At 71.0% G+C, this 23,193-nt stretch carries 24 protein-coding genes and 1 pseudogene; 16 read left to right on the plus strand and 9 right to left on the minus strand.

Annotated elements, in window-relative coordinates:
• Positions 1 to 383 precede the first annotated feature (383 nt).
• Both QQY66_RS26880 and QQY66_RS26885 read left to right on the plus strand, forming a co-directional pair.
• Complete coding sequence (locus QQY66_RS26880) at positions 384 to 1,049, plus strand: SigE family RNA polymerase sigma factor (protein ID WP_301982860.1); 666 nt, start codon at positions 384 to 386, stop codon at positions 1,047 to 1,049.
• Positions 1,046 to 2,194: a hypothetical protein gene (locus tag QQY66_RS26885; protein ID WP_301982861.1), complete on the plus strand. Its 1,149-nt coding sequence runs from the start codon at positions 1,046 to 1,048 to the stop codon at positions 2,192 to 2,194. Before QQY66_RS26880 ends, QQY66_RS26885 begins: the two co-directional genes overlap by 4 nt.
• Before the next feature lie 40 nt (positions 2,195 to 2,234).
• On the opposite strand, the gene QQY66_RS26890 is transcribed toward QQY66_RS26885, so the two are convergent.
• Both QQY66_RS26890 and QQY66_RS26895 read right to left on the minus strand, forming a co-directional pair.
• Positions 2,235 to 3,020, minus strand: coding sequence for an SURF1 family protein (locus QQY66_RS26890; protein ID WP_301982862.1), 786 nt, complete (start codon positions 3,018 to 3,020; stop codon positions 2,235 to 2,237).
• A gap of 44 nt (positions 3,021 to 3,064) precedes the next feature.
• Entirely contained in the window at positions 3,065 to 3,439 is a 375-nt protein-coding gene (locus QQY66_RS26895) for a nuclear transport factor 2 family protein (protein ID WP_301987503.1), read from the minus strand.
• A gap of 131 nt (positions 3,440 to 3,570) precedes the next feature.
• Between QQY66_RS26895 and QQY66_RS26900 the strand changes: the two genes are divergently transcribed.
• Positions 3,571 to 5,388, plus strand: a complete 1,818-nt coding sequence (locus QQY66_RS26900) for a prolyl oligopeptidase family serine peptidase (RefSeq protein WP_301982863.1) — start codon at positions 3,571 to 3,573, stop codon at positions 5,386 to 5,388.
• A gap of 419 nt (positions 5,389 to 5,807) precedes the next feature.
• Positions 5,808 to 6,455 carry a DUF1707 domain-containing protein gene (locus QQY66_RS26905; RefSeq protein ID WP_301982864.1) on the plus strand — a complete coding sequence of 216 codons (648 nt, stop codon included), beginning with the start codon at positions 5,808 to 5,810 and terminating at the stop codon, positions 6,453 to 6,455.
• Positions 6,456 to 6,476: 21 nt separating this feature from the next.
• Here the strand turns inward: QQY66_RS26905 and QQY66_RS26910 are convergent, their stop codons facing one another.
• Positions 6,477 to 8,348: an NAD(P)-binding protein gene (locus QQY66_RS26910; RefSeq protein ID WP_301987504.1), complete on the minus strand. Its 1,872-nt coding sequence runs from the start codon at positions 8,346 to 8,348 to the stop codon at positions 6,477 to 6,479.
• A 245-nt stretch (positions 8,349 to 8,593) separates the two neighbouring features.
• Here QQY66_RS26910 and QQY66_RS26915 point away from each other — a divergent pair, with 245 nt between their 5' ends.
• Both QQY66_RS26915 and QQY66_RS26920 read left to right on the plus strand, forming a co-directional pair.
• The gene (locus tag QQY66_RS26915; RefSeq protein ID WP_301982865.1) at positions 8,594 to 9,601 is read left to right on the plus strand and encodes a permease; all 1,008 of its coding nucleotides are present in this window, start codon (positions 8,594 to 8,596) and stop codon (positions 9,599 to 9,601) included.
• Entirely contained in the window at positions 9,598 to 10,302 is a 705-nt protein-coding gene (locus tag QQY66_RS26920) for a TIGR03943 family protein (protein ID WP_301982866.1), read from the plus strand. Before QQY66_RS26915 ends, QQY66_RS26920 begins: the two co-directional genes overlap by 4 nt.
• Here the strand turns inward: QQY66_RS26920 and QQY66_RS26925 are convergent.
• Positions 10,241 to 11,026, minus strand: coding sequence for a YqjF family protein (locus tag QQY66_RS26925; protein ID WP_301982867.1), 786 nt, complete (start codon positions 11,024 to 11,026; stop codon positions 10,241 to 10,243). The genes QQY66_RS26920 and QQY66_RS26925 overlap by 62 nt on opposite strands.
• Positions 11,027 to 11,152: 126 nt before the next feature.
• Between QQY66_RS26925 and QQY66_RS26930 the strand changes: the two genes are divergently transcribed.
• Positions 11,153 to 12,067: a hypothetical protein gene (locus QQY66_RS26930; RefSeq protein WP_301982868.1), complete on the plus strand. Its 915-nt coding sequence runs from the start codon at positions 11,153 to 11,155 to the stop codon at positions 12,065 to 12,067.
• Between the two features lie 43 nt (positions 12,068 to 12,110).
• Entirely contained in the window at positions 12,111 to 12,659 is a 549-nt protein-coding gene (locus QQY66_RS26935; RefSeq protein WP_301982869.1) for a YciI family protein, read from the plus strand.
• 45 nt (positions 12,660 to 12,704) lie between these two features.
• On the opposite strand, the pseudogene QQY66_RS26940 reads toward QQY66_RS26935, so the two are convergent.
• A pseudogene (locus QQY66_RS26940) lies at positions 12,705 to 12,920 on the minus strand (dihydrofolate reductase family protein); the annotation flags it as partial.
• A gap of 145 nt (positions 12,921 to 13,065) precedes the next feature.
• Between QQY66_RS26940 and QQY66_RS26945 the strand changes: the two are divergent.
• Both QQY66_RS26945 and QQY66_RS26950 read left to right on the plus strand, forming a co-directional pair.
• Complete coding sequence (locus QQY66_RS26945; protein ID WP_301982870.1) at positions 13,066 to 13,209, plus strand: hypothetical protein; 144 nt, start codon at positions 13,066 to 13,068, stop codon at positions 13,207 to 13,209.
• Between the two features lie 69 nt (positions 13,210 to 13,278).
• A complete protein-coding gene (locus QQY66_RS26950) occupies positions 13,279 to 13,731 on the plus strand; it encodes a DUF3592 domain-containing protein (protein WP_301987505.1) in 453 nt (150 codons plus the stop codon).
• Between the two features lies 1 nt (position 13,732).
• On the opposite strand, the gene QQY66_RS26955 is transcribed toward QQY66_RS26950, so the two are convergent.
• Positions 13,733 to 14,182 (minus strand): DoxX family protein, encoded by a 450-nt coding sequence (locus tag QQY66_RS26955; protein ID WP_301982871.1) that lies wholly within the window; start codon positions 14,180 to 14,182, stop codon positions 13,733 to 13,735.
• A 110-nt stretch (positions 14,183 to 14,292) separates the two neighbouring features.
• On the opposite strand from QQY66_RS26955, the gene QQY66_RS26960 reads away from it, so the two are divergent.
• The 6 genes from QQY66_RS26960 (at position 14,293) to QQY66_RS26985 (ending at position 20,694) form a co-directional block, all read left to right on the plus strand.
• Positions 14,293 to 15,495, plus strand: a complete 1,203-nt coding sequence (locus QQY66_RS26960; protein ID WP_301982872.1) for an amidohydrolase family protein — start codon at positions 14,293 to 14,295, stop codon at positions 15,493 to 15,495.
• Positions 15,496 to 15,541: 46 nt separating this feature from the next.
• On the plus strand, positions 15,542 to 15,730 hold the full coding sequence (locus QQY66_RS26965; RefSeq protein ID WP_301982873.1) for a ferredoxin: 189 nt from the start codon (positions 15,542 to 15,544) through the stop codon (positions 15,728 to 15,730).
• A 191-nt stretch (positions 15,731 to 15,921) separates the two neighbouring features.
• Complete coding sequence (locus QQY66_RS26970) at positions 15,922 to 16,230, plus strand: trypco2 family protein (RefSeq protein ID WP_301982874.1); 309 nt, start codon at positions 15,922 to 15,924, stop codon at positions 16,228 to 16,230.
• A 16-nt stretch (positions 16,231 to 16,246) separates the two neighbouring features.
• Positions 16,247 to 16,684: a hypothetical protein gene (locus tag QQY66_RS26975; protein WP_301982875.1), complete on the plus strand. Its 438-nt coding sequence runs from the start codon at positions 16,247 to 16,249 to the stop codon at positions 16,682 to 16,684.
• Entirely contained in the window at positions 16,626 to 20,231 is a 3,606-nt protein-coding gene (locus QQY66_RS26980; protein ID WP_301982876.1) for a tetratricopeptide repeat protein, read from the plus strand. Before QQY66_RS26975 ends, QQY66_RS26980 begins: the two co-directional genes overlap by 59 nt.
• A 4-nt stretch (positions 20,232 to 20,235) precedes the next feature.
• The gene (locus tag QQY66_RS26985) at positions 20,236 to 20,694 is read left to right on the plus strand and encodes a DUF4913 domain-containing protein (RefSeq protein WP_301982877.1); all 459 of its coding nucleotides are present in this window, start codon (positions 20,236 to 20,238) and stop codon (positions 20,692 to 20,694) included.
• A 5-nt stretch (positions 20,695 to 20,699) separates the two neighbouring features.
• On the opposite strand, the gene QQY66_RS26990 is transcribed toward QQY66_RS26985, so the two are convergent.
• The 3 genes from QQY66_RS26990 to QQY66_RS27000 form a co-directional block, all read right to left on the minus strand.
• Positions 20,700 to 21,623: an FkbM family methyltransferase gene (locus tag QQY66_RS26990; RefSeq protein ID WP_301982878.1), complete on the minus strand. Its 924-nt coding sequence runs from the start codon at positions 21,621 to 21,623 to the stop codon at positions 20,700 to 20,702.
• 138 nt (positions 21,624 to 21,761) lie between these two features.
• Entirely contained in the window at positions 21,762 to 22,520 is a 759-nt protein-coding gene (locus QQY66_RS26995) for a glycosyltransferase (protein ID WP_301982879.1), read from the minus strand.
• 8 nt (positions 22,521 to 22,528) lie between these two features.
• On the minus strand, positions 22,529 to 23,152 hold the full coding sequence (locus QQY66_RS27000; protein ID WP_301982880.1) for a UTRA domain-containing protein: 624 nt from the start codon (positions 23,150 to 23,152) through the stop codon (positions 22,529 to 22,531).
• Positions 23,153 to 23,193: the final 41 nt, after the last annotated feature.

The raw sequence follows: 23,193 nt of genomic DNA on the forward strand, positions 1-23,193 counted from the left end.
GCCCACAGGAAAATGCTCCGGGCGCGGCCGAAAGCGTTTGTAGAATCCATGTACGACATGTGAGCTGGATGATGGTCCGGACCACTTGTGCCGGACTCTTCGGCGTTCGAAGATTTCCTCCCCGCCCTCCGCAACCGTGCGGAGGGCGGGGAGCGTCTTTGCGGTCGCCCTCCCTGGGGCGTGGAGACGCGATGTGGTCGGCGTGGGGACGCCGTGAGCCGAGCGTGGGGACGCTCGGTTCATATGGGATGTAAGGGAAGAGCGGGACACATGAGGCCTTGTGAGGCACCTTCAGTTGTGCTGCCTGAGGAGAGAACGGCGCCTGGCGTGAACGTGACGCCCGGCACGTACAACCCTCATGGGGGGACGCGTGTCCAACTGGCGTGGCAGAGGTACTCGATTTCACCGCGGCGGCGCACGGCACAGTCCTGCGTCCCCGCCGACCCCGCATGCCCGGCGCGCCCGGTGGCATGCCGGTGATCGCGCCCATGCCCGCAGCGCGGCCCGCCCGCATACCCAGCCCGCGCGACGGCGACGAAGTCGACGCAGTGGCCGCCGGTACCACCGTCGACCACCTCACCGAGACCTACCGCGCCCACTACCGCTCACTGCTGGGCCTCGCGGCGCTCCTCCTCGACGACACCGCCTCCTGCGAGGACGTCGTCCAGGAGGCCTTCATCCGCGTCCACTCGGCCCGCAAACGCGTCCGCGACCCGGAGAAGACCCTCGCCTATCTGCGGCAGACGGTCGTCAACCTCTCGCGTTCCGCCCTGCGCCGCCGCATCCTCGGCCTGAAGCTGCTGTCGAAGCCGATGCCCGACATGGCGAGCGCCGAGGAGGGCGCGTACGACCAGCTGGAGCGGGACTCGCTGATCAAGGCGATGAAGGGCCTTCAGCGCCGGCAGCGTGAGGTCCTCGTCCTGCGCTACTTCGCCGACATGACCGAGGCGCAGGTCGCCCAGACGCTCGGCATCTCGCTGGGCTCCGTGAAGGCCTACGGCTCGCGCGGCATCGCGGCGCTGCGGATCGCCATGGAGGCGCCGGCATGACGGACGGAAAGCCGCACGAGCCCTATGAGTGGCACGAGCCGACAGAGCCGGCCGACCCGCACGACCCGAAGCAATCGCACGCTGGGAACGGAACTGTGAACCACGGCCCCGACGACCAGAGCCTCCCCGGGCTCGACTCGGACGAGCTGGCACTGCGCCGGATGCTGCACGACGCGGTCCAGGAGATGGAGCCGCGCGACGGCACGCTGGACCACCTGCGGCGGGCGGTGCCCGCACGGCGGGCCCGTAAGCGCCAGGCCCTCGTCGGGATGGCCGCGGCGGCCCTGTTCATCGGCACCGCGGTCCCCGCCGCCCTGCACGTCTCCAACTCCACCGGCTCCGCCACCAACACCTCCAACGCCGGCCACGCGTCCCAGGCTCAGGGCGGCGCTGGACAGGGCAAGGGACCGGACGGCGGGTCGGGCACCTCCGGCGGCACCGGCGGCCAGTCCGCGGAGAAGGGCGAGGGCGGCGGCAAGAAGGAGGGCGAGAAGGGCGACGGCACCGGGACCGGCTCCACCGGCGCCACCACGGGCGCCGACCCCACGGCCACGACCGCGGTGGGCGCGCCCCTGTGCACCGCCGCGCAGCTCGGCGCCGCCACCCCGACCACCGCCGCCGCCGACACCGTGGGCGCGGTCTACGGCAGCTTCCGCGTCACCAACGTCTCCACCACCGACTGCACGGTCACCAGCCCCGGCACGGTCGGCACGACCCCTCAGGGCGCCGCCGACCCCACCAAGATCTCCACCCTGCGGCACGTCGCCGGAGACGAGGCGGCCTCCCTGCCCGACCCGTCCCTGGAGGCCCCCGAGCTGCTGCTGAAGCCCGGCACGGCGTACGAGGTCAAGTTCGCCTGGGTGCCCTCGGAAACCTGCCCGCCCGCCGGCGACAGCAGCGGCGGCAGCACGGGCGAACCGACGCCCGACCCGACGAACTCCACGGACACCAGCGGTACGACCACGGGAACGACCACCGGCACCGACTCCGGCACGTCGACCCAGCTGATGACGGAGGACGGCACGGCGGACGGCAGCGTGGTCGTGTCCTACACGGCGGAACCCGCGGCACCCACGGCCTCGGCGACCGTTTCGGGAGCGTGCGCGGGGAAGGTGTACTGGACGGGGTTGCTGGCGGCGTCGTAGCCGCTGCACTCTTCAGGGCCAGGCTTCAGAGGGCTCAGGGCTAGGCGGACACGGGATCGCGCTCTTCCTCGTCCACCAGTCCCAGCTGCGCATCCCGAACGAACTCCACCTCGCGGCGCAGCAGCCGGAACCACATGAAGACCACGAACCCGGCGAAGACGAACCACTCGCCGGTGTAGCCGAGGTTCTGGAAGGCCTTCAGGTCGAGCCCGGTGTCCTGTGCGGCGCTCGCCGGCACTGTCTTCATCCCGGCGTCACCGGTGTTGAGGGTGACCCAGGCGTCGTACACGTCGTACGACACGAGGTTGATCAGCGACGCCGCACTGATCGCCGCGGTCTGCCCGGCCGGCAGCCCGCCCTGCGCACTGACCCCGTTGTCCCCGGGTGTCTCGGACGCTTGGAGCGCACCGGTGACGGTGACTTCGCCGGAGGGCGCGGCGGGCGCCTTCGCGGCGTCGGCGTCACCCGGCAGCCAGCCTCGTACGACCGGCAGCGCCTTGCCCTCGTCGGTGCGCAGCAGCGTCAGCACATAGAAGCCACGCTTGCCGTCCAGCTCCCGGTCCGGCACCAGCAGTTGCTTGCCGTACCGTCCGGTCGCGGTGACCTGCTCGCCGGAGGTCTCCTTGTCCACGGGCAGCAACTCGGCCAGCGGCCGGGCCGCCTGCTGCTTGTCCGAGGCCGCCTTGTCCTCCGCGACCTGGTGGCTGTCCACCCGCTCCTCGAACCGGCTCAGCTGCCAGGACCCCATGTAGATGCAGAAGGGGATGGCAAGCAGCACGAAGACGTTGATTCCCCACCAGCGGGGGGTCAGCAGGAACCGGTACACGCCTTCAACGGTACGGGGCGGGTTGGCGGGGCAGGGCCGCGGGGTCAGTACCTTTCCGCGAGGTGCTCCCGGCCCGCCGGAGGCTCGTACGGCTCGGGCCAGAAGTCCGTGACGGTGGCTATGCGGCCGCTGCCGTCCCCGGTGAAGAAGGAGATGGCGTCCACCTCCTCGTCGCCGACTCTGCAGCGGATCCAGGTGACGACCTGGTCCGGCTCGGCGAGGATCCGCTCGATGCGGGCGTGCCAGTCGCCGGGGTATTCCCGGTTGAACTGTATGTATCGTGCCTTGCCGCTGATGCGCTCCCTCGTCTGAGGCAGCTCGTACGTGACGTCCTCGGCCAGCGTGTCCGCGAACGCGTCCCAGTCCCGGGCCTCCGCGGTGGCCCAGAACGTTTCCACTGTCTTGCGCAGATCGGTCATGGCGGTCATGTCTCGGAAGTTTGCGCCCTGCCACTGACAATCGGCCCAGGCCCGCTCGCCCGGCGGGCGAGTTGTCCACAGGCTGGGGAGCTGGCCAGCGGATTGTCACAGGAAGCGGGCAGTATGGACCCATGACTGAGAGCAACGGGTCCGACTCTCCGGAGCGGAAAGAAGAGATGCCGGACTGGGAGAAGCGCTTCCGGGCGCCCCGGGTGTCGCTGCCCGACTGGGCGGAGGACGCACCGGATCGTTCCCTGTTCGTGTCGAACGCGACGGGGACGTACGAGTTGTACGCCTGGGACCGTTCGACGGACGAGCAGCGCCAGGTCACCGACCGGCCGACCGGCACGACGGACGGTGTGCTCTCCCCGGACGGCGCGTGGATCTGGTGGTTCGACGACAAGGACGGCGACGAGTTCGGCGTCTGGCGCCGCCAGCCGTTCGGCGGGGGAGCGGACGAGACCGCCGTCCCCGGCCTGGAGCCGTCGTACCCGGCGGGCCTCGCCCTCGGCCGGGACGGGCGTACGGCGGTCGTGGGCCGCTCCACCGACGAGGACGGTACGACGATCCACCTCGCGCGAGCGAGCGAGGACCCGGTGGAGATCTACCGGCACCGCGAGTCGGCGGGCGTCGGCGACCTCTCCCACGACGGCTCGCTGATCGCCGTCGAGCACACCGAGCACGGCGACGCGATGCACTCGGCGCTGCGTGTGGTGCGCCCGGAAGGCACGGCGGTCGCCGAACTCGACGACACCAAGGGCGGCACCGTCGAGCTGGGCCTGGAGGTGCTGGGCTTCGCGCCGGTCGAGGGGGACACGCGGCTGCTCATCGGTCATCAGCGGCGCGGTCGCTGGGAACCGCTGGTGTGGGACGTGGCGAGCGGCATCGAGTCCGATCTGGCGCTCGACCTGCCCGGTGACGTGAGCGCCGAGTGGTATCCGGACGGCTCCGCGCTGCTCATCGTGCACAGCTTCGAGGCCCGCAGCGAGCTGTTCCGCTACGACCTCGCCTCCCGCGCGCTGGAGCAGCTCCCCACCCCGGCGGGCTCCGTCTCCGGGGCGACCGCCCGCCCGGACGGCACCGTGGAGTTCCTGTGGTCGTCGGCCGCCGAGCCGTCCACCGTGCGCTCCACGACGGGCGGCGTCGTCCTGGACCCGCCCGGTATGCGGTCCCCGGGATCGGTGCCGGTCAAGGACGTGTGGGTGGACGGGCCGGGCGGCCGTATCCATGCCCTGATCCAGAAGCCGGCGGGTGTCTCCGGTCCCCTCCCCACCGTCTTCGACATCCACGGCGGCCCGACCTGGCACGACAGCGACTCCTTCGCCGCCGGCCCGGCCGCCTGGGTCGACCACGGGTACGCGGTCGTGCGGGTCAACTACCGCGGCTCCACCGGGTACGGGCGCGCATGGACCGACGCCCTCAAGCACCGGATCGGTCTGATCGAGCTGGAGGACATCGCGGCGGTCCGTGAATGGGCGGTCGCCTCGGGGCTCGCCGACCCCGACCGGCTGATCCTCACCGGCGGCTCCTGGGGCGGCTACCTCACCCTCCTCGGCCTCGGCACCCAGCCCGAAGCCTGGACGATGGGCCTCGCCGCGGTCCCGGTCGCCGACTACGTCACGGCGTACCACGACGAGATGGAAGCCCTGAAGGCCATGGACCGCACCCTCCTCGGCGGCACCCCCGAAGAGGTCCCGGAACGCTTCGAGGCATCCTCACCGATCACCTACGTCGACCAGGTCAAGGCCCCCGTCTACATCTCGGCAGGCGTCAACGACCCACGCTGCCCGATCCGCCAGATCGACAACTACGTCAAACGCCTGGAAACCCGAGGCGCCATCCACGAGGTGTACCGCTACGACGCGGGCCACGGCTCCCTGGTCGTCGACGAACGGATCAAACAGGTCCGCCTGGAACTGGACTTCGCCCGCCGACACTTGGGGGGCTGAGGCGCCGGGGGGCAAGCAGGTCGGGTCGGGTGAAGTCGGCCGCGCCCCGCAGGGGCGCGGGGCTGTATCAATATGCGGCTCCGCCGCGTGGGCGCGACCAGCCACGACGGCGCCGCGGCCGACCGACGGCACATCGCGGCCCTCCCAGCGGAGCGCTTAGGCGGCAGTCGTACGGCCGCGACCCCGCCGTCTGGACCCACCCCCGTACGGCGCGGCGGCGCCCCGACCTCTCGTCGTCCAGCCTTACGGGCCGCTGAGCCGGCCGGCGCATGATGGATGCCGCGTGCCGTGACTCGAAGCTGACCATCGCCTCTCCGTGATGGGCCCACCCGGGATCCGTGTCGCGATATAGCGTTAGCCTTCCACTCGCGCCGCTGCCTGCGCCGCGCGGAGACGTTCGACAGGACCAGGACGGAAGCATGTCGGGAGAGATTTCGCCCACCGGGAAGCACTCCGGCCCCGGCTCGTCGCCCGAGCTGCGCGCCTCTCATGCGGACCGGGACCGGGTCGTGGATGTGCTGCGTATCGCGGCGGGGGACGGCCTGCTGACCGCGGACGAGTTGGACGAGCGGCTGGAAGCCGCCCTCTCGGCGCGGACCCTGAGCGAACTGGCTGCGCTCACCGCTGACCTGCCGCCCGTATCGGCTACGGGTGCCGTCGCTGGAGCAGAGGTCAAGGACGTAGTTCGTATCGAACAGGCCCACAGCGGCCCGATCGAGCGTGTGGGGCGCTGGGTGGTACCGCGCAGGCTGGAGCTCGCGGTGTACTGGTGTGACGTGACGCTCGACTTCACTGAGGCCGTGATCACGCAGGACACTTTGCAGATCGACGTGGGCATGGCGGGCAAGACCCTGACGCTGATCACCCGGCCCGGCATCGAGATCGATGCCGACGGTCTGCAACTGGTGCACTGCAGGCTCAAGCACCGCCGGACTCCGGTGAATCCTGACACGCCGGTCACCCTGCGAGTGGAGCTGGTCGGCCAGAAGGCCCACGGCCGCGTGGTGGTACGGCCCCCACGCCGGACGTTCGGGCAGTGGCTGCTGCGCAGGCCCGCGTCGCGCTGAGCCTTTGCCGAGTTCTTGATGCTACGTCCCCGCCGGCTCCCGCCGCCTCCGCCCCAACAGCTCCGCCAACCCCCTCCGAGTCGCCGCCAGCACCACCCGGTCCCCGCGCTGGAGCACATATCCCTCGTGCAGGTCCCACACGAGCCCTGACGGCCGAGCGTCCCCGTCGTCGTTGTCCGGCGACGGCGGAAGGGCCAGATCGGGCTGGCGCTCGTCGAGCGTCGCCGTGTCCAGGGCCAGCACCCGCCACGCCCCCGGCCGGAACGCCTCGGCGATGGTCTTGCCCTCCAGCTGCGGATGCCCGGCCACGTCGACGGCGGCGAACAGCAGCACGCGCCGCTCGACCGGGATCGCGCCCAGGATCTGGCGGCCCATCATCGCGCCGGCGAAGGAGGGCGCGGCCAGATGCGTCACGCTGCGGCTGCGGGTGGAGGCGCCCGGGTGGGCGGCGCGCAGGGTGCGGTAGACGGCGGTCGCGAAGTCGTCGTCGTACAGGCGCAGGACGACGCGCAGGTCGGGCCGTACGGAACGGGCGTACAGCGCGGCCTCCAGGTTGGTCGTGTCCGCGCTGGTCACCGCGAGGAGCGCGTTCGCGCGGTGGATCTTGGCGGACTCCAGGACGCCCTCCTGGGTGACGTCCCCGAGGATCACCGGCACCCGCAGCCGCCGCGCGGTCGCAAGGCCGCGCGCGTCCGGGTCGGCCTCGACGCACACCACCGGGATGTTCAGTTCGTGCAGCCGGGTCAGCACGCGGGTGCCGATCTTGCCGAGGCCGAGCAGGACGACATGCCCGCCGAGGCCGCGCGACGGTTTGCGCAGGGCGGAGGCGCTGCGGAAGGTGCCCAGCGCCTCCAGCACGGCGGCCAGCAGGACGGGCAGCAGCAGCAACCCCAGCAGCCCGGACAGGAGTTGGAGGATCTGGCGGCCGAGCGGCTGGTTGAGGGCGGGCTCGTTGATGGCGAAGAGATCGAGCAGGGTCTCGTACGTCGCGTACAGCGGATGGTCCCCAGTGACCACCGTCAGCGCGACCGCGAGCGCCAGCACACACCCCACCAGGCCCGCCAGCGACCACCTCAGCCGCCGCGAGAACAGCGACGCGAACGCCGGTAAGACACCGCCCGCCCGGCCGGTGGGCAGCGGCGGACCCGAGTACGACACCTGCTCCAGGACCACGGCCCCGCGCCCGGTGGCGGCCCGGACCGCCGCGTCGTCGGGCAGCAGCTGCGGCCCCTGCTCGTCGCCGCTCTCCGAGTCGCTGTTCGTGGACGACAGCAGGGCCAGCGTGGCCAGCCCCGGATCGGTGATCCGGCCCCGCCAGGGCTGCCGCTCGACCGCCCGCAGCAGCAGCCCGTCCGTCTGTACGACCTTGCTGGTCCCGGCGAGCGCGGTGGCGGCCAGCGCCGGTGCGGCCGTGTCGGCGTCGGACAGCACGGTCGTGGACGCGTCGGCGCCGATGTCGTCGACCCCGGTCGCCAACGCGGCCGCCTGGTCGAGGAGCTCCTCGATGTGCTGGCCCAGCCGCCGGTTGTAGAGCCGCAGGACGAGCCGCAGCCGGGGGTTGATCCGGCGGGCGGTGAGGGCGGCGCGGATGTTGGTCTCGTCGTCGTCGTACACGAGCGCCAGCGCGGCGGCCCGGTCCACGCCGGCGTCGGCGAGCACGGCCTCGGTGATCTCGGGCGCCTCCACGACCCGCCCGTTGCCTGCGGGGTCCCCATTGGCCCGGTTGACCCACCGGTCCAGCAGCGCCGCCGAGGCCGCCCGCGCCCGCCCGACCACCGGTGGCCGCGCGGTGGTCACCGAGGGCGGTACGACAAGGGTGACCTGCTCGCCGTACACCCCGCGCAGCTCGGCGGCCAGCCGGTGCGCGAGGCCGTCGTCGCCGCACACCACCATGTGCGCGGACGTGCCGCCCGGCTGACCCTGATTCGGAACGCTGCTGCCCACGAGGGGAAAGACTGCCTCAACGAGACGCGTGGTTCCAACAACTGGTTGAACGCCTGGTGCTGTGCGTCCGTATTGGAGGGGAGGAGATCAGCGCCCCGAAGGGGCGCGGGGCTGTGCCGATATGCGGCTCCGCCGCGTGGGCGCGACCAGTCCCCACCGGCCCGCACCCAACGAACCGCGGAGGTACCCCACCCGTGGCCATCACCAAGCCACCCCCGGCCACGCCCGTGGAAAACCCGGAGGAACCACAGGGCAGGCGCCTCGACTCCCCTCTCGTCCTGACCATGGTGCTGGTCCTCGCCGTACTCGCGCAGGGCCCGATCCGGCGGATGCTGGGCGTGCCCGTGATGCAGAGCTGGATGACGGTGTTCGTGGCCGTCGTCGTACAGGCGCTGCCGTTTCTCGTGCTCGGGGTGCTGCTGTCGGCGGCGATCGCGGTGTTCGTGCCGCCGTCGTTCTTCGCCCGCGCGTTGCCGAAGCGCCCCGCGCTCGCCGTGCCGGTGGCCGGAGCGGCGGGAGCCGTGCTGCCGGGGTGCGAGTGCGCGTCGGTGCCGGTGGCGGGCGCGCTGGTGCGCCGGGGGGTGACTCCGGCCGCGGCGCTGGCGTTTCTGCTCTCCGCCCCGGCGATCAACCCGATCGTCCTGACCGCGACGGCCGTGGCCTTCCCCGGCAACCCCGAGATGGTCCTCGCACGTTTCGTCGCGAGCCTGCTGGTGGCGTGTGCGATGGGCTGGCTGTGGCTGCGGCTCGGCCGCGCCGACTGGCTGCGCCCGCCGGCCCGTTCGTCGTACGACGGTCAGAGCAAGGGCGCGGCGTTCTGGGGGTCGGTCCGGCATGACGTGATGCACGCAGGGGGTTTTCTGGTCCTCGGCGCGATGGCCGCCGCCACGCTGAAGGCGGTGGTGCCGGAGACCTGGCTGCGTACGGCGGCCGACAACCCGGTGATCGCCGTGCTGGCCCTCGCCGCGCTCGCCGTCCTGCTGTCGATCTGCTCGGAGGCGGACGCGTTCGTGGCGGCGTCGCTGACACAGTTCTCGCTCACGGCCCGGCTGGCGTTCCTGGTGGTCGGGCCCATGGTCGATCTGAAGCTGTTCGCGATGCAGGCGGGCACCTTCGGCCGCGACTTCGCCCTGCGCTTCGCGCCCGCCACCTTCGTGCTGGCGGTGCTGGTGTCGGTGCTGACCGGGGCGGTGCTGCTGTGAACCGGCAGGCCCAGGCGGCCGTACTCTTCCTGCTCGGCGCGAGCCTGCTGCACGCGGGCCTGACCGATCTGTACCTGCGGTACGTCAAGGCGGGCCTGCGCCCGCTGGTGCTGCTGTCCGGCGCGGTGCTGATCGCGGCGGCGCTGGCGACGGTCTGGTACGAGCGGCGCAGGTCCGACGGACATGCCGGGCATCCCGAGCCCCGCGTCTCCTGGCTGCTCGCCCTCCCCGTCCTCGCCCTGATCCTGGTCGCGCCGCCGGCCCTCGGCTCGTACAGCGCGGTACGCACGGGGACGGCCCTGCAAGAGCCGTACGGATTCACGAAGCTGCCGGAGAGCGGCCCACTGCGCCTGGCCCTCGCCGACTACGCGGGCCGTGCGGTCTACGACGACGGCCGCTCCCTCCGCGACCGGCAGCTGAAGATCACCGGGTTCGTCGCGCTGGACCGCGAAGGCACGCCCTACCTCGTCCGTATGACCCTCAACTGCTGTGCGGCGGACGCCCAGCCGGTCAAGGTCGGCCTGACCGGACACATCCCGCCGGTGCTCCAACCGGACACCTGGCTGGAGGTCACCGGCACCTACACCGCCCGCTGGACGCACGACCCTGTCAACAACGGGCCGATCCCGTTCATCGAGGTCAGCGAGGCCCGTCCGGTGGCTCAGCCGCGGGATCCGTACGACGAGACATGGAACTCCTGAGCGGCCGCCCCAACCGGACGGGCACACCGGGGGCGTAGAGGACGCTGACGGGGGCGCCGACCGGGGAGGGCAGCCCCGCGGCGGCGATCAGGTCCTCCTGGCAGTGGATCAGCTCGGCGCGGTGGAGCGGCCAGCGGGGATGGTCGTTGGGGAGATAAGCGGCACCCGCGGAGAACTGGTTGTGCATTCCCCAGCGGGCGGTGAGGAAAAGCTCCAACTCGCTGGGCTCCTCTATCGGTTTACCGGCCCGCACGACGATACGGCTGTACGTGCCGCGCGGCCCGGGCCAGCGGCGGACGCTCTCGTACGAGACGGTGTCGCCGTCCGCGCGCACGCTCATCCGGGACCAGAGATACGGCAGCCGGAAGCCGACGCGCCCCATCACCACCGGCAGCAGCCGCGAGGCGTCCATCGACCGGAACACCACACCGCGCCGCCCGTCCGCGCCGACCGAGTACAGCCGCACGTTCGTCTCCGGGAACGACCCGAAGTACGGCACCCCCGGCAGCCGCAGCCACCCCACCTTGTCCATCCGGAACGCGACCAGCCCGACGTACGTCATCCCGTCGTACGTGTCGGGCACGGTGCCTGTCGGCAACAGCGGTGCCACCACGTCCGGTTCGACGGCCCAGTGGATGAAGCAGAGGTCGAGCCAGTGCTGGGTGAGCAGCGGGTCGGGTATCGGGACGGGGGCGTCGGGGGTGACGGGGGTGGGATTCGGCACGGGGCAAGGATGTCAGGGGAGTTGGCGGGGATGGTTGGGGGGCGTCGGCAGGGCTCTTCCGCCAGGGCGGACGTACTGAGTAGGAGTACCCATGTGCGCCAGGACGCGGGCTGGCACGCTTCGGGCATGACGCGTGACAGAGGGGCGCTGACGGCTCTGCATCTCCTCCTGGTCTGGGCGACGATGACGGCCGCGGTGCCGGTGCTCGGCTTCGGGTTGGTGGTGACGGGCTGGAGTGGTGGGGCCGGCGTGGCTGTGCTGGTCTTCCTGTTGGCTGTGCCGCTGACGGTGGGCCTGCTGGCCACGGCGGGCACACCGGCGCGGACCGTGGTGCCGTTGTGCGACTCCGCACCCGGGCGGCTCGGCTGGGCGGCCCTGGTCTTCGTCCTCGGGACGCTCGGCGTCCTGGCGGGCGTGGCCGCCTACGGTGGGGACGTCGACCTGGGGAGCGCCGGCACGCGAGTCGCGCTGACGGGGGTGCCGTACGCCGTTGCCGCGGCGTTCTTCGTGCCGGACCGGTGGGTGCGGCTGGGGGCGGTGGCCGCGCTGGCGGCCGGCGTGGTCTACGGGGGTTTTGTCGGCCCGGCGCAGGCGCAGGGGCGGCGGCACGCGGCGGAGGTGGCGCGGTACCGGGAGCATCCGGAGCTGCTGTACGTGATCGCTACGCCGCCCGGCATGCGTGCAGCCCGTGCCGTGGTCGGCCCTGCCTCCTTCAGCCTTGAGTACCACTCCGTTCGGCAGGACGGGTACGTGGGCCTGACGGTGCGCCGGCCGCTCACGCCGACACCGCGATGCCCCGAGTTCATCGGGAAGGACGCGACCTGCACGGTGGACGTGCGCGGCGAGATGCGTACGATCCACAGCCTCCCCGGTGGCACCCGCGACATCACCCTCACCCGCCGCCACCGCGACGCGGAGGTCGAGGTCACCAGCAAGTCCCTCGACGAACCCGGCCTGCGGCGTCTCCTGAACACCCTCCACCCGCTGACGGACACGGAGCTGGAAAGGCTGATGCGGGAAAAGATCATCACCCAGGGCTGAAAGTCTGTTGAGACGCGGCCGTCCGTTGGGGAGGGTCTGGGGCATGGAGTACTTCTGCTACCACCGCGACCGGCCCGGATCTGCTGCGCTGCGCCACGGGTTGCTGGAAGAGCACTGGTCGTACATGGACCGGTACGCGAAGGAGCTGATCGCGCGCGGCCCGACCTTCGCCGACGACGGCGAAACGCCCACCGGCAGCGTGCACATCGTCGACCTGCCGGATCCCGCCGCCGCCCGCGCGTTCGCCTTCGACGAGCCCAACTACCAGGCCGGCGTGTACCGGGACGTGCTGCTGCGCCGGTGGCACAACCTGCTGGGGCGCACCATGTGGGATTTCCCCGGTGGCCCGAGCGGTGGCAACCGGTACCTGGTGCTCGGCCTGGGCTCGGGGGCGGCCGTCGACACCGTCCCGCCGCCCGACCGGAACGAGTTGATCGCGTACGGGCCACTGCTCTCCGACGACGGCGCCGCCTGGCTCGGTACGGCAGTGCTGCTCAGGGCCCCGGATCCGGCCACGGCCCGCGCCGTCCTGGCTGCGGACCGGTACGCGGATATCGAGGTCCACGACTGGGAGTTCGGCGGGCGGCGATGACCGTAGCGGCATTCCGGCCAGGGCGGCGCTCGCGGGCCGATGACTTTCCGCGGGGATGTCGCCGGACAGGATCGTGGTCGGGTTCCAGTCGGCCTTGGTCAGGCTGTGGGAGGCGACGTACTTCGGCAGACCGTTCAGGATGCGGGCGCCCGGATGGTCGGTCGTCTTCGGCCAGTCTCGCGCGAAGTTCTCGTACGTACGACGTCCAAACAGGAACGCGTCCGCCTCGCCGAGCCAGGCGGTGGCGTGCACGTCTTCGAATCGACGGGACTTCCGGAGTACGGGACGTACGGGACGTAAGGGGCCGACCGAGCGACTGAACCTACAAGCTGAGCGGCGTGTCCGGGCAGGCGGGGCCGGCGGCTCGGAGCAGGGTGGTCGGCACTGTCATCGCCGAGGAGGAATCGTGAAGCGTCGTGTCCGCGCCGTCTTGGCCGTTGCCCTTGCCGGGCTGGTGCTGCTCGTGGCGCCGGCCGCGGCTCAGGACGGCTACGGCCATGTCGAGAGAAACGAATGGAACGTCCCCCTCACCGGCATCCGCCTGCTGTAGCGCCGCGGCCGTACTGCCTGGGATAGCGTCCCTCTCCGGACAGGTGAGAGGAACGGTGTGCAGGTTCAGGTGCGTGGGTGGGGTGCTCGCCGGTGGATCGCGGTCGGGGCGATCGCTTTCGGGTCGCTGTTCTTGGTCGTCGGGTTGATCCTGGCGGGAGTGTCGGTCTCGTTCCTGGCGGATGCCGAGCGTGCCCGGGGCACGGTGGTGTCGCTGGAGTGGCGGAACGACCACAACGGCGCAACCCGCGAGAAGCGGCAGAACGACAAGCCCACGGCGTACCCCGTGGTCGCGTTCACGTCGGCGGACGGCACGTCGAGGAAGTTCCGGGACTCCACGGGTTCCAATCCACCCTCGTACGAGGAGGGTGAGCGGGTCGAGGTGCTGTACCGCGCCGATTCCCCCGATGACGCGCGTATCAACGGGTTCGCCTCGCTGTGGCTGCTGCCGCTGATCTTCGGTGGGATCGGGCTGGTGTTCGCGGGGATCGGGACGGCCGTCGCGGTGGTGGGGCGGAGGTGACCTACCCGAAGAGCCCCAGCGCCGCGTCCACCGACCACGACTGCCACCCCATCGCGAACAGCGTGACCAGCGAGATCAGCGCCATCATGAGGTTCTGCCCCTGCTCGGCCCAGTCGTGGATCATCAGGACGAGATAGATCAGGTTGAGCAGGAGGCCGGCGACCAGGGCGATCGGCGTGAGGAAGCCAGCGACGAGACCGAGGCCCAGGGCGAGTTCCGCGTACGCGACGACGTACGCCATGAGGCGCGGGCGGGGTCCGACGATGCGGTCGAAGCCCTGCCGGACGAAGGGCCACCGGTGTTCCGCCGCGATGCCGGCCGCCCATCTGATGCCGCCGCCCGCGAACCAGTCCCGCTTGTCCTTGTGCCGCCAGCTCTCCAGCCACCACAGGCCGAGGCCGACTCGGAGGACGGCGAGCCACTCGGCGCCGCTCAGCCAGATGCTCTGCATGTGGACCTCCCCGGGGTAGGGCGCCGGTTCCCGTGCCGCCATTCCCTTGCTGCCGTGAGAGGGCTGCCCTAACCTCTGAATCTGATGGATCGTCAGATTAGGGGTACAGCGTGAGCGATACCAGGGATCTGCCCAAGGTCATCAGCGTGGACGATCACGTGATCGAGCCGGCGCACCTCTTCGAGACGTGGCTCCCGGCCAAGTACCGGGACAAGGGGCCGCAGCCCTTCACCGCCGGTATCGGCGAGCTCGCCTACGTCGGCGGGAAGTACCGGTTCACCACGGATCCGGACGGTCAGATCACCGACTGGTGGGAGTACGAGGGCGAGTTGTTCCCGTACAAGCGCATCATCGCGGCCGTCGGCTTCTCCCGGGACGAGATGACGCTCGACGGGATCACACGGGAGCAGATGCGGCGGGGCTGCTGGGATCCGAAGGCCCGGCTGGAGGACATGGACCTCAACCATGTCGAGGCCTCGCTCTGCTTCCCGACCTTCCCCCGCTTCTGCGGGCAGACCTTCGCCGAGGCCAAGGACAAGGAAGTCGGCCTCGCGTGCGTGCGCGCCTACAACGACTGGATGGTCGAGGAGTGGTGCGGGGACAGCGGCGGCCGGCTGATCCCGCTGTGCCTCATCCCCCTGTGGGACATCGAGCTGGCCGTCGCGGAGATCCACCGCAATGCCGCCCGGGGCGTCCGCGCCGTCACCTTCAGCGAGATCCCGACCTACCTCGGGCTGCCCTCCATCCACTCCGGCTACTGGGACCCCTTCTTCGCGGCCTGCGAGGAGACCGGGACGGTGGTCAACATGCACATCGGGTCGTCCTCGCAGATGCCGGCCGCGTCACCCGACGCTCCCCCCGCCGTCCAGGCCTCCCTCAGCTTCAACAACGCCATGGCGTCGATGATGGACTTCCTGTTCAGCGGCGTGCTCGTGAAGTTCCCCCGGCTCAAACTCGCGTACAGCGAAGGGCAGATGGGCTGGATCCCGTACGCCCTCGAGCGCGCGGACGACGTGTGGGAGGAGCACCGGGCGTGGGGCGGCGTCAAGGACCTGATTCCGGAGCCGCCGTCGACGTACTACTACCGGCAGATCTTCTGCTGCTTCTTCCGTGACCGGCACGGCATCGAGGCCATCGAGACCGTCGGCGTGGACAACGCGACCTTCGAGACGGACTATCCGCACGTGGACTCGACCTGGCCGGAGACGAAGAAGGTGGCGGCCGAGCATGTGGCCGGCCTCTCCGACGAGGTGACGTACAAGCTGCTGCGGGGGAACGCCATTCGCATGCTGGAGCTGTCCTTCGACCAGTAGTGGCGGGCTCGGTTCACGGGGTCGTCCGGCGGGAACGGGAAGGGACATGAAGGTCTCCGTCGACCCCAACCGCTGTTACGGCTCCGGCGATTGCGTCTACCGGGTGCCGTCCGTCTTCACCGTCGAGGACGGCTTCGGTGCCGTCATACCGGGCCGCGAGGACACCGGCGACGATCCGGAGGTCCGGGCGGCTGCCGAGGGGTGTCCGTCACAGGCCATCGCCATCGCCGACTAGGACCCCCGATCGTCGCCGAATCCGCCGCCCACGCCGTACGACAGAGCCCTGCACGTCTGCCCGCCCAACGCGTCGAGATCGGTGGCGGATTGCCGGGACGTGATCGCGTCATCGTGTTCACGAACGGGTGTGACGGGTTACAAGGTCACTAGGATGTGCGGGCCCGATGACACGGCGACGGAGGCGGGGGTATGGCGCGCGACGAGCACGACGAGGACTGGCTCGACTTGGCCGATGCCATCGACGTGTTGCGAGAGCAACTCTCCGAGGCGCAGTTCCGCGGCCAGGGGTCCCAACTGCGCTTCGGGCTCGGCGAGATCACCGCGGAGTTCGAGGTCGAGCTGGTGCGGACGCGGAACGGCGGCGGGGCGCTGCGGTTCGGCGTCGTGGAGGCCAACGCCCGCGGTGAGCGCTCGGCACGGTCGACCCAGCGTGTGACCCTGCGCCTGAACCCGGAGCAGCGCGGGGGCGGGAGCGTGGCCGTGGGCGACGTCGAGTAGCCGGGGCGACGGACCGATGGAAGAGAAGCGGGTCGTCCAGGTTCGAGGTCAGAGTTTCGGCAGCGGCTATCTGATCGCGCCGCGGCTCGTCCTGACTGCCGCGCACCTGCTGCCGGCGTCCGAGGCGCCGGGGGAGATCACCGTGTCGTACCCGGATTCGGATGCGCGGTTCCCCGCCGTGGTGCGGTGGCGACAGCCCGACGAGAACGTGGACGGCGCCCTGCTGGAGATTCCGGCCGAGGTCCGGGACTGGGAGCCGCCCGAGACGCTGCGCGGCGCCTGGGCCGGCGCCGCAGCGCTGGGGTCGCTGCGTGACGAGTGGGGACCAATTGCAGGTCGCCGCCACGGGATTCCCACGGCAGCGGCGGCAGGAGGACGGCGAGGGACCGGAGAAGGTGGTCAGGCGCGGCCGGGAGACGCTGATCGGGCAGGTCCGGCCGCACGGTGGTGGTGAGGCCTTCGAGATCCTCGACAACGCCGGCCTGCTGGCGTACGACACCACGGGACTCGCCCCCGAGACCGCCCGCCGGACCACCCACTGGTCCGGGATGTCGGGCGCGGCCGTCTTCCTGTCCCGCGAGAAGCTGCTGCTCGGCATGGTGCGGGAGGACCGCCGGCCGGAAGTGGGCACACGGCTGGCGTACACCCGCAGCGAGGACCTGCTGGCCTGTGCGGGATTCCGCTCGGTGGTCCGCGAGGCGACCTCCGCCGACCCGCAGCTCGAACCGGCCGAGCTCGCCTGCCTGTTGGAGCCGGCGCCGCCCAAACGGGAGGTGACCTCTCCCACCATGCTGCTGCGGGCCGACGCCGAGGTGGTGCGGTTCCACGGCAGGCGGGACACGCTTGCCGACTTGGAGCAGTGGTGCCGGGAGGACCGGGATGTCGTCCCTTCCGCCCGCGTGCTCACCGCCCCGGGAGGGCAGGGCAAGACCCGGCTGGCGCGACAGCTGATGGTGCGGATGCGGGAGCAGGGCTGGCTGGCGGGGCAGGTGCGTCGCAGGCCGGAGGGCCTGCGGGCGCTGCGCATGGTCCAGCATCCGCTGCTGCTGGTCGTCGACTACGCCGAGACGCGGCCGGAGCTGGTCAGGGAGCTGTGGGAGGCAGCGGAGGAGTCCGGGTATCCGGTGCGGCTGCTGCTGCTCGCCCGCTCTCTCGGCTCGTGGGGGGACAGGGTGGCGAAGGGTGCCCTCCGCGAGGTCAGGTTGCACGCGCTCAGCCCTGGCGACGCCGACCGGGAGCAGGCGTTCCGGATGGCGGCGCGGGATCTCTCCCATCGACTGGCCGAGGTGACCGCCCCGAGGGACCTCGACTGGCCCGGGCTGGCGGACGGACTCCGCCCCGCTCGCCCCGCAGCGAGCCAGGGGCCCGAAACGGCGCTGACCGTGCAGATGGCGGCCCTGGCCGCGTTGCTGCGCCACGTTCGGACCCCCGAGCGGGAGGAGGACCCGCTGGAGGCCAAACTCCTGGAGCACGAGAACACGTACTGGCAGGACACCGCCGACGGGCGGGGCATGGGACCCCGGGAGAAGGAACTGCTCGGCCAGGCGGTGACGGCGGCCGTCCTGTGTCCGGCCCAGGACGAACCGGAGGCGCATGCCACAATCGCTCGGCTGCTGCCCCATGAGTCGCGGCCGCTGGTCGGGAATGTCGTCGCCTGGCTGTGCGCTCTGTACCCACCGCCGGAGGGCCGCTACTGGGGCCGGCTTGAGCCGGACCGGCTGGCGGAGTTCCAGGCTTCTGAGCAGATCCTCCAGGAACCTGGGCTGCTCGGACGGCTGTTCGCCCGCGCCCCGGACCACCAGCGGGTGCAGACCCTGACCGTGCTGGCCCGGTCCGCCGTGGCCCACGCCAACGAGGACCGCAAGGACAAGGCGCGCGACATCGTCGACAGGCTGCGCGAGGCACTGCGCGTGGTCCCTGCCGAGGCACCGCTGACCGCCGCCATGCTGCGCGCCCACTCCGACGCCCTGCCGGAAAGCACCCATGTGCTGCGCGAGTACGCACTCGACGTCGCCCGCGAACTCAACCGGTTGTGCCAGGCCACGGACGACGGCCCGCAGGCGCTCCGCGACCGCGCGTGGGCGCTGCACAATCTCGCGGAGCGGCAGCTGGCGGTCGGAGCCTGGGCGGACGCCCGGGTCGCGGCCGATGGCGCGGTGGCGATCCGGCAACGGCTCGCGGACGACGGGACGATGGCTCACCGCACGGAGTGGGCCGATTCGCTGCTGGTGCTGTCCCGCGCCGCGCAGATGACCGGACGCCTGGCGGAGGCGTACGAGGCCGGCGACCGGGCGCTGAGCCTGTTCCGCGCGCTGGCGGCCGAGGACGGGGAGGAGTGGGAGAAACGCGAGCGTGGTCTGGTGCAGGCGCTCCTCAACCTGTCGCGGGTGGTCTGGCGGCTCGCTCCGGACAAGATTCGCTTCGACCAGATCGCCCAGTCCGACGCATACACGGACGAGGCCGTCCAGCGTGCCCGCAAGCTGGTGGCGGACCACCCCGATCTGGACCCGCTCCTGCTCAGCGCGGCGCTGACGGAGCGAGGCTCCAACCTGTGGCGCTTCAAACGGCATGCGGAGGCGCTGCCGCTCGCTGAGGAGGACGTCGTCGCCTGCCGTCGGCTGGCGACGGAGAACCCGGACGCCTTTCGCGCCGACCTCGCGAGAGCCCTCAAGAATCTCGCGATCGACTACAGCAACGCCTCCCGGCCCCGCGGCGAGTCGATGGCGCTGGAGCACGAGGCGATCGCACTGGTTCGCCCGCTGGCCGAGGAGCTTCCGCAGGTCCATCTCGCCACCCTGGCACAGCTGCTGCACAACCTCGCCTGGGGCCAGTTCTACGACGGGAAGCATGAGGAGGCGCTGGCATCCGTCGGGTATGCCATCGAGCATCGCCGAGCCCTGGTACACAACAGTCCGTTCGGTGTCACCGAGCCTGAGCTGGCCCGTTCGATGAACCTCCGCGCCACCTTCCACGCGGAGACCGGCGACCACGGGGTGGCGGTGGAGGGGTTCAAGGAGGCCCTTCGGATCTACGACGGCGCCGAACTGTCTCTCAATGCGAGCGACTTGAACGCCCGGGCCGGAACCGCCCTCCAACTCGGCGACTCCTACGCCGCCCTGGGCCGCTCGGCGGAGGCCCTCGCCCACCTGAACGACGGCATCGAGATCAAAAAACGGCTCAGCAAGTACGCCCCCAGCCTCTACACGGAGAGCCATGCCTTCGGCCTCCACGACGCCTCCGACCTGTACCGGAGGCACAACCGGCAAGTCGCGTCACGCATCCTGCTGAGGCAGGCGCTCCCGCAGTACCGCCGGCTGTCCCGCGACAGCGAGGAAGGGCGTCACGGGCTGGCGTTCTGCCTGCACGACCTGGGCACCAGCTACGCGTCGTCCCCGGCGACGGCCGAACGGGCGGTTCCGGTGCTGCGGGAGGCGTACGAACTGCGCGTGGAACTGTCGGCCGGCGACACGAAACACGAGGTGTACCTGGCCGAGACCTGCATCGAGCTGTGCCTTGCGTTGCTGAGAACCAGCCGCTTCCAGGATGCTTTGCGCGTCGCCGAGCACGAGGCGCGCGTCAGGCGCCGCTTGCTCGTCACGGACCCGGAAGGCCAGGAAGGGCGCTTCTGCCACGCTCTCCTGCGCCTTGCCGACGCACGGGCGATGGCCGGACAGCCGGGCGCGGCCTGGCGCGCCGCACTCGAGGCGGAGGAGGCGTGCGGGCCCCTGACCGCTCGCCCCGGCGAACCGCGGGACCAGACTGCGTGGCTGCTGTACCGGCTGGGCGGGACGCTGAGCCTGGCGGGCCGGCACGACGTGCGCCTGGCCGCCCGAGGAGTGGAACCGGCGCGGCGGGCTGTCCGGCTCTACCGGGCCTTGGTGAACCAGGACCCGCGTCGGCAGGGCGAACTGAGACGGGCCGTGACCGGGCTCGCGAGAGTTCTGGACCGCGTCGGACGCCATGCCGAGGCCACCGACGTACGGCTGCGAAGAGGAGAATGACGCCATGACATCACCACTCCACGAGGAGGAGCGGGGCGAGTCCGCCGAGGACATCCGGCGGGACGAGGAGGAGGCCGAGCGTTCTGGAGATCTGTTCTACCCGAACGTCGCCGAGTTCGTCTCCGACCGATTCATCTATCTCGTCTCGCTTCCCACACCCGAATCCGGGCGAGTGTGGTGCCCGGAGTGGTATCGCCACGCCGAAGCGCTCTCCAGGCTCGACTCCCTGTGGCGTGCCTGGGAGGCATTGCGTTGGGACGGCCAGATGGGCATGTCGAGCTGGTGGACCCATCACGTCGACCCGCACATGCGTGCTCTGACGGACCCCTTCACCGGGCCGTTCGCCCGCTGCGTCGGCGGCATACACGGCACTATCGTGCCGTTGCCGGTCGAGGAGCCGCCGGCGGGGCTTTTCGCCGACCAGAGGTCGGCGGTGCCCCAGGACCCGTTCGCCCTCGACTGAGCGTCCTAGTCCGTGAGTTCCTCGGCATCCACGCGTGAGAACACCAGCTCGGTCTCACCGACGATCGGCCCTCGCCACCGCACCGGAGGTGAGGGGGCGCGCAGGGCGTGGGGGTAGCTCTCCGGCCTGTAGCTGTTGGGGAGCCGGTAGGTGTGGAAGCCGTGGCCGCGCATGGTCTCCAGCAACTCCTCCACGGAATCGCCGAGTTGGGCCATCCGTTCCGGCGCGACCTCCACGGCGATCTCCGCGTCGTCCCTGAGCCGGTCGAGGACGGGCGCCAGGCCTCGTACGACGCTGCCCTCCGCTCCCTCGACGTCGATCTTGATCACGCGGGCGCGGGTGAGGTCGTCCGGGTCGAGGAGTTCGGCGAGCGGCTGGGCCTCGGCCTCGAAGGTGGACTCGGCCGGGCCGTCGTACGGGACGATCGAGTTCGCGCCCATGTTGCGGGAGCTGGCCAGGACGAACGTGAGTGTCTTGGGGCCGTCGGAGACCGCGGCGTTCACGGTGCGGACGTTGGTGCAGCCGTTGAGGGTGAGCTGCTGGCGCATCCGGTCGTGGAAGGCGGGGGACGCCTCCACGGCCACGACCCGGCCCGTGTCCCCGACGAGGCGGGAGCCGAGGACCGCGAAGTAGCCCACGTTGGCGCCGACGTCGACGAAGGTGTCGCCGGGGCGCAGCCGGCCGCGGAGCCAGGCCGTCATGTGTGGCTCCCAGACGCCGAACAGATAGACGTAGCGCTGGATGAGGTCCTGTGTGTCGACCGCGAACCGGGCGCCGAACCGGGTCTCGGTGACCCGGCGCCTCGGATGCTCCCGCAGACGGGAGTTGAGGTACCGCGCGGCCAGCGGTGCCTTGCCCAGCGGCACCGGGGCGTCGCGCACGTACCGGCGGCCCAGGGTGATCAGGGCCTCGGTGATGCCGGTATTCATCGCGCGCCTCCGGTGCGGCTTTCGACGTGATCAACGAGTGATCAGTCGCTGATCAGCGAGTGGTCAACTGCTGGGCATTGTTGTACATGATGTCGTCCTGGACGGACTCGTCGAGGCCCCCGAGAGCCTCCAGTATTCTCAGCCGGCGACCGGATAGCTCCACCGCAACCCCGCCAGCGCCCGTGCCCGCGCCTGAACCACCGCCATCCGCGCCTCCCGTTCGCCCGGATCGGCATGGGACGCCTGGCCGGTGACCTGGCCCTCCCACTTGCGGTACAGCAGCCCCACCTCCGCCGAGAACCAGCCACGGCTCACGGAGTTGAGGGCCAGCAGCAGCCCGGTGTCCTCGGACGCGGGCAGGGCCATCCAGCCGCCGAGCGCCAGCAGCAGATCCCGGCGTACGCACAGCGTCGCCGGATGGACCTGGGCGCGGAAGTCGTTGGCCTTCCAGAAGTCGAGTACGGTCCCGCGCTCGACGGGGCCGTGTCCGGGATCGCCGGGGAAGCCGACCGTCGAGCCGTCCGGCAAGAGATCCAGCGCCCGCGACGTCGCCCAGCCGATCGTGGGGTCGGCCTCCAGTGCCGCCAGGTCGCGGGCGAGTGCGCCGGGGGTGAGCTGGTCGTCGGCGTCGAGGATCTTCACGTAGTCGCCGTCGGCGTGTGCGAGGGCGATCGTGCGGGCGACACCGGGGCCGCCGGGGCGTCCCTGTCGGAAGGTCACGCGGTCGTCGTCGGGGACGTACGGGGCGACGGCGTCGGTCGTGCCGTCCTCCTGGATCACCCAGTGCCACTCCCAGCCGACGGGCAACTCCTGTGCGCACAGCGACCTGTGGGCGTCCGCCAGGAACGCGGCCGAGGGCGCGTGCACGGCGGTGACGATGACGACGCGCCGGCTCACGGCAGCGCTCACCACCTTTCCAGAGGCGTGGTGAAGACGAGTTCCGTGCGGTTGCCGGGCAGTGTGACCTGGGAGATGTCGACGACGCGGTCATGGATGTCGTACGACGTCTTGCGCAGCAGGATCACCGCCGTACCGGGCGGCAGCTCCAGCTCTGTCGCCTCCTGAGGCGTCGGGGGACGGGCGGTGAAGCGTTCCTCGACGCGGTCCACCTCGATGCCGACCGTCCAGAGCTGGTGCTGGGTGCCGCCGGGCCAGGGCTCCTTGCTGTCGTCCAGGACGTCGGGATTGGCCGCGATCATGTCGTGGACCAGGTAGGAGGTGACCAGGCTGAACGGGGCCGTCCCGGTCGCACAGCGGGTGCGGTACGTCCGCTCCAGGAGCAGGGTTCCCGCCGGGACGCCGAACGCGTCCGCGAGGGCCTTCGGTGCCTCGATCTTGCGGTACTTGGCGTAGAAGACGAGGTCCTCGCGGTGCAGGCCGGTCTCGTGTTCCGTGGCGCCGGTCCCGGCCCGTGTGCGCAGCGGACGGCGGGCGCGGTCCTTCTCCCACTGGTGCCGCGTGTTGTCGCGGACGGCGCGGGGGCGCGGGTGGCGGAGGTCGTCGTCGATCTCTTCGTACGCTTTCGGCACAGCCTCAGCCTAAGACTCCCGGCGAAATGGGCCGCACGGAA

The organism is Streptomyces sp. DG2A-72 (assembly GCF_030499575.1).
Taxonomy (GTDB): Bacteria; Actinomycetota; Actinomycetes; order Streptomycetales; family Streptomycetaceae; genus Streptomyces.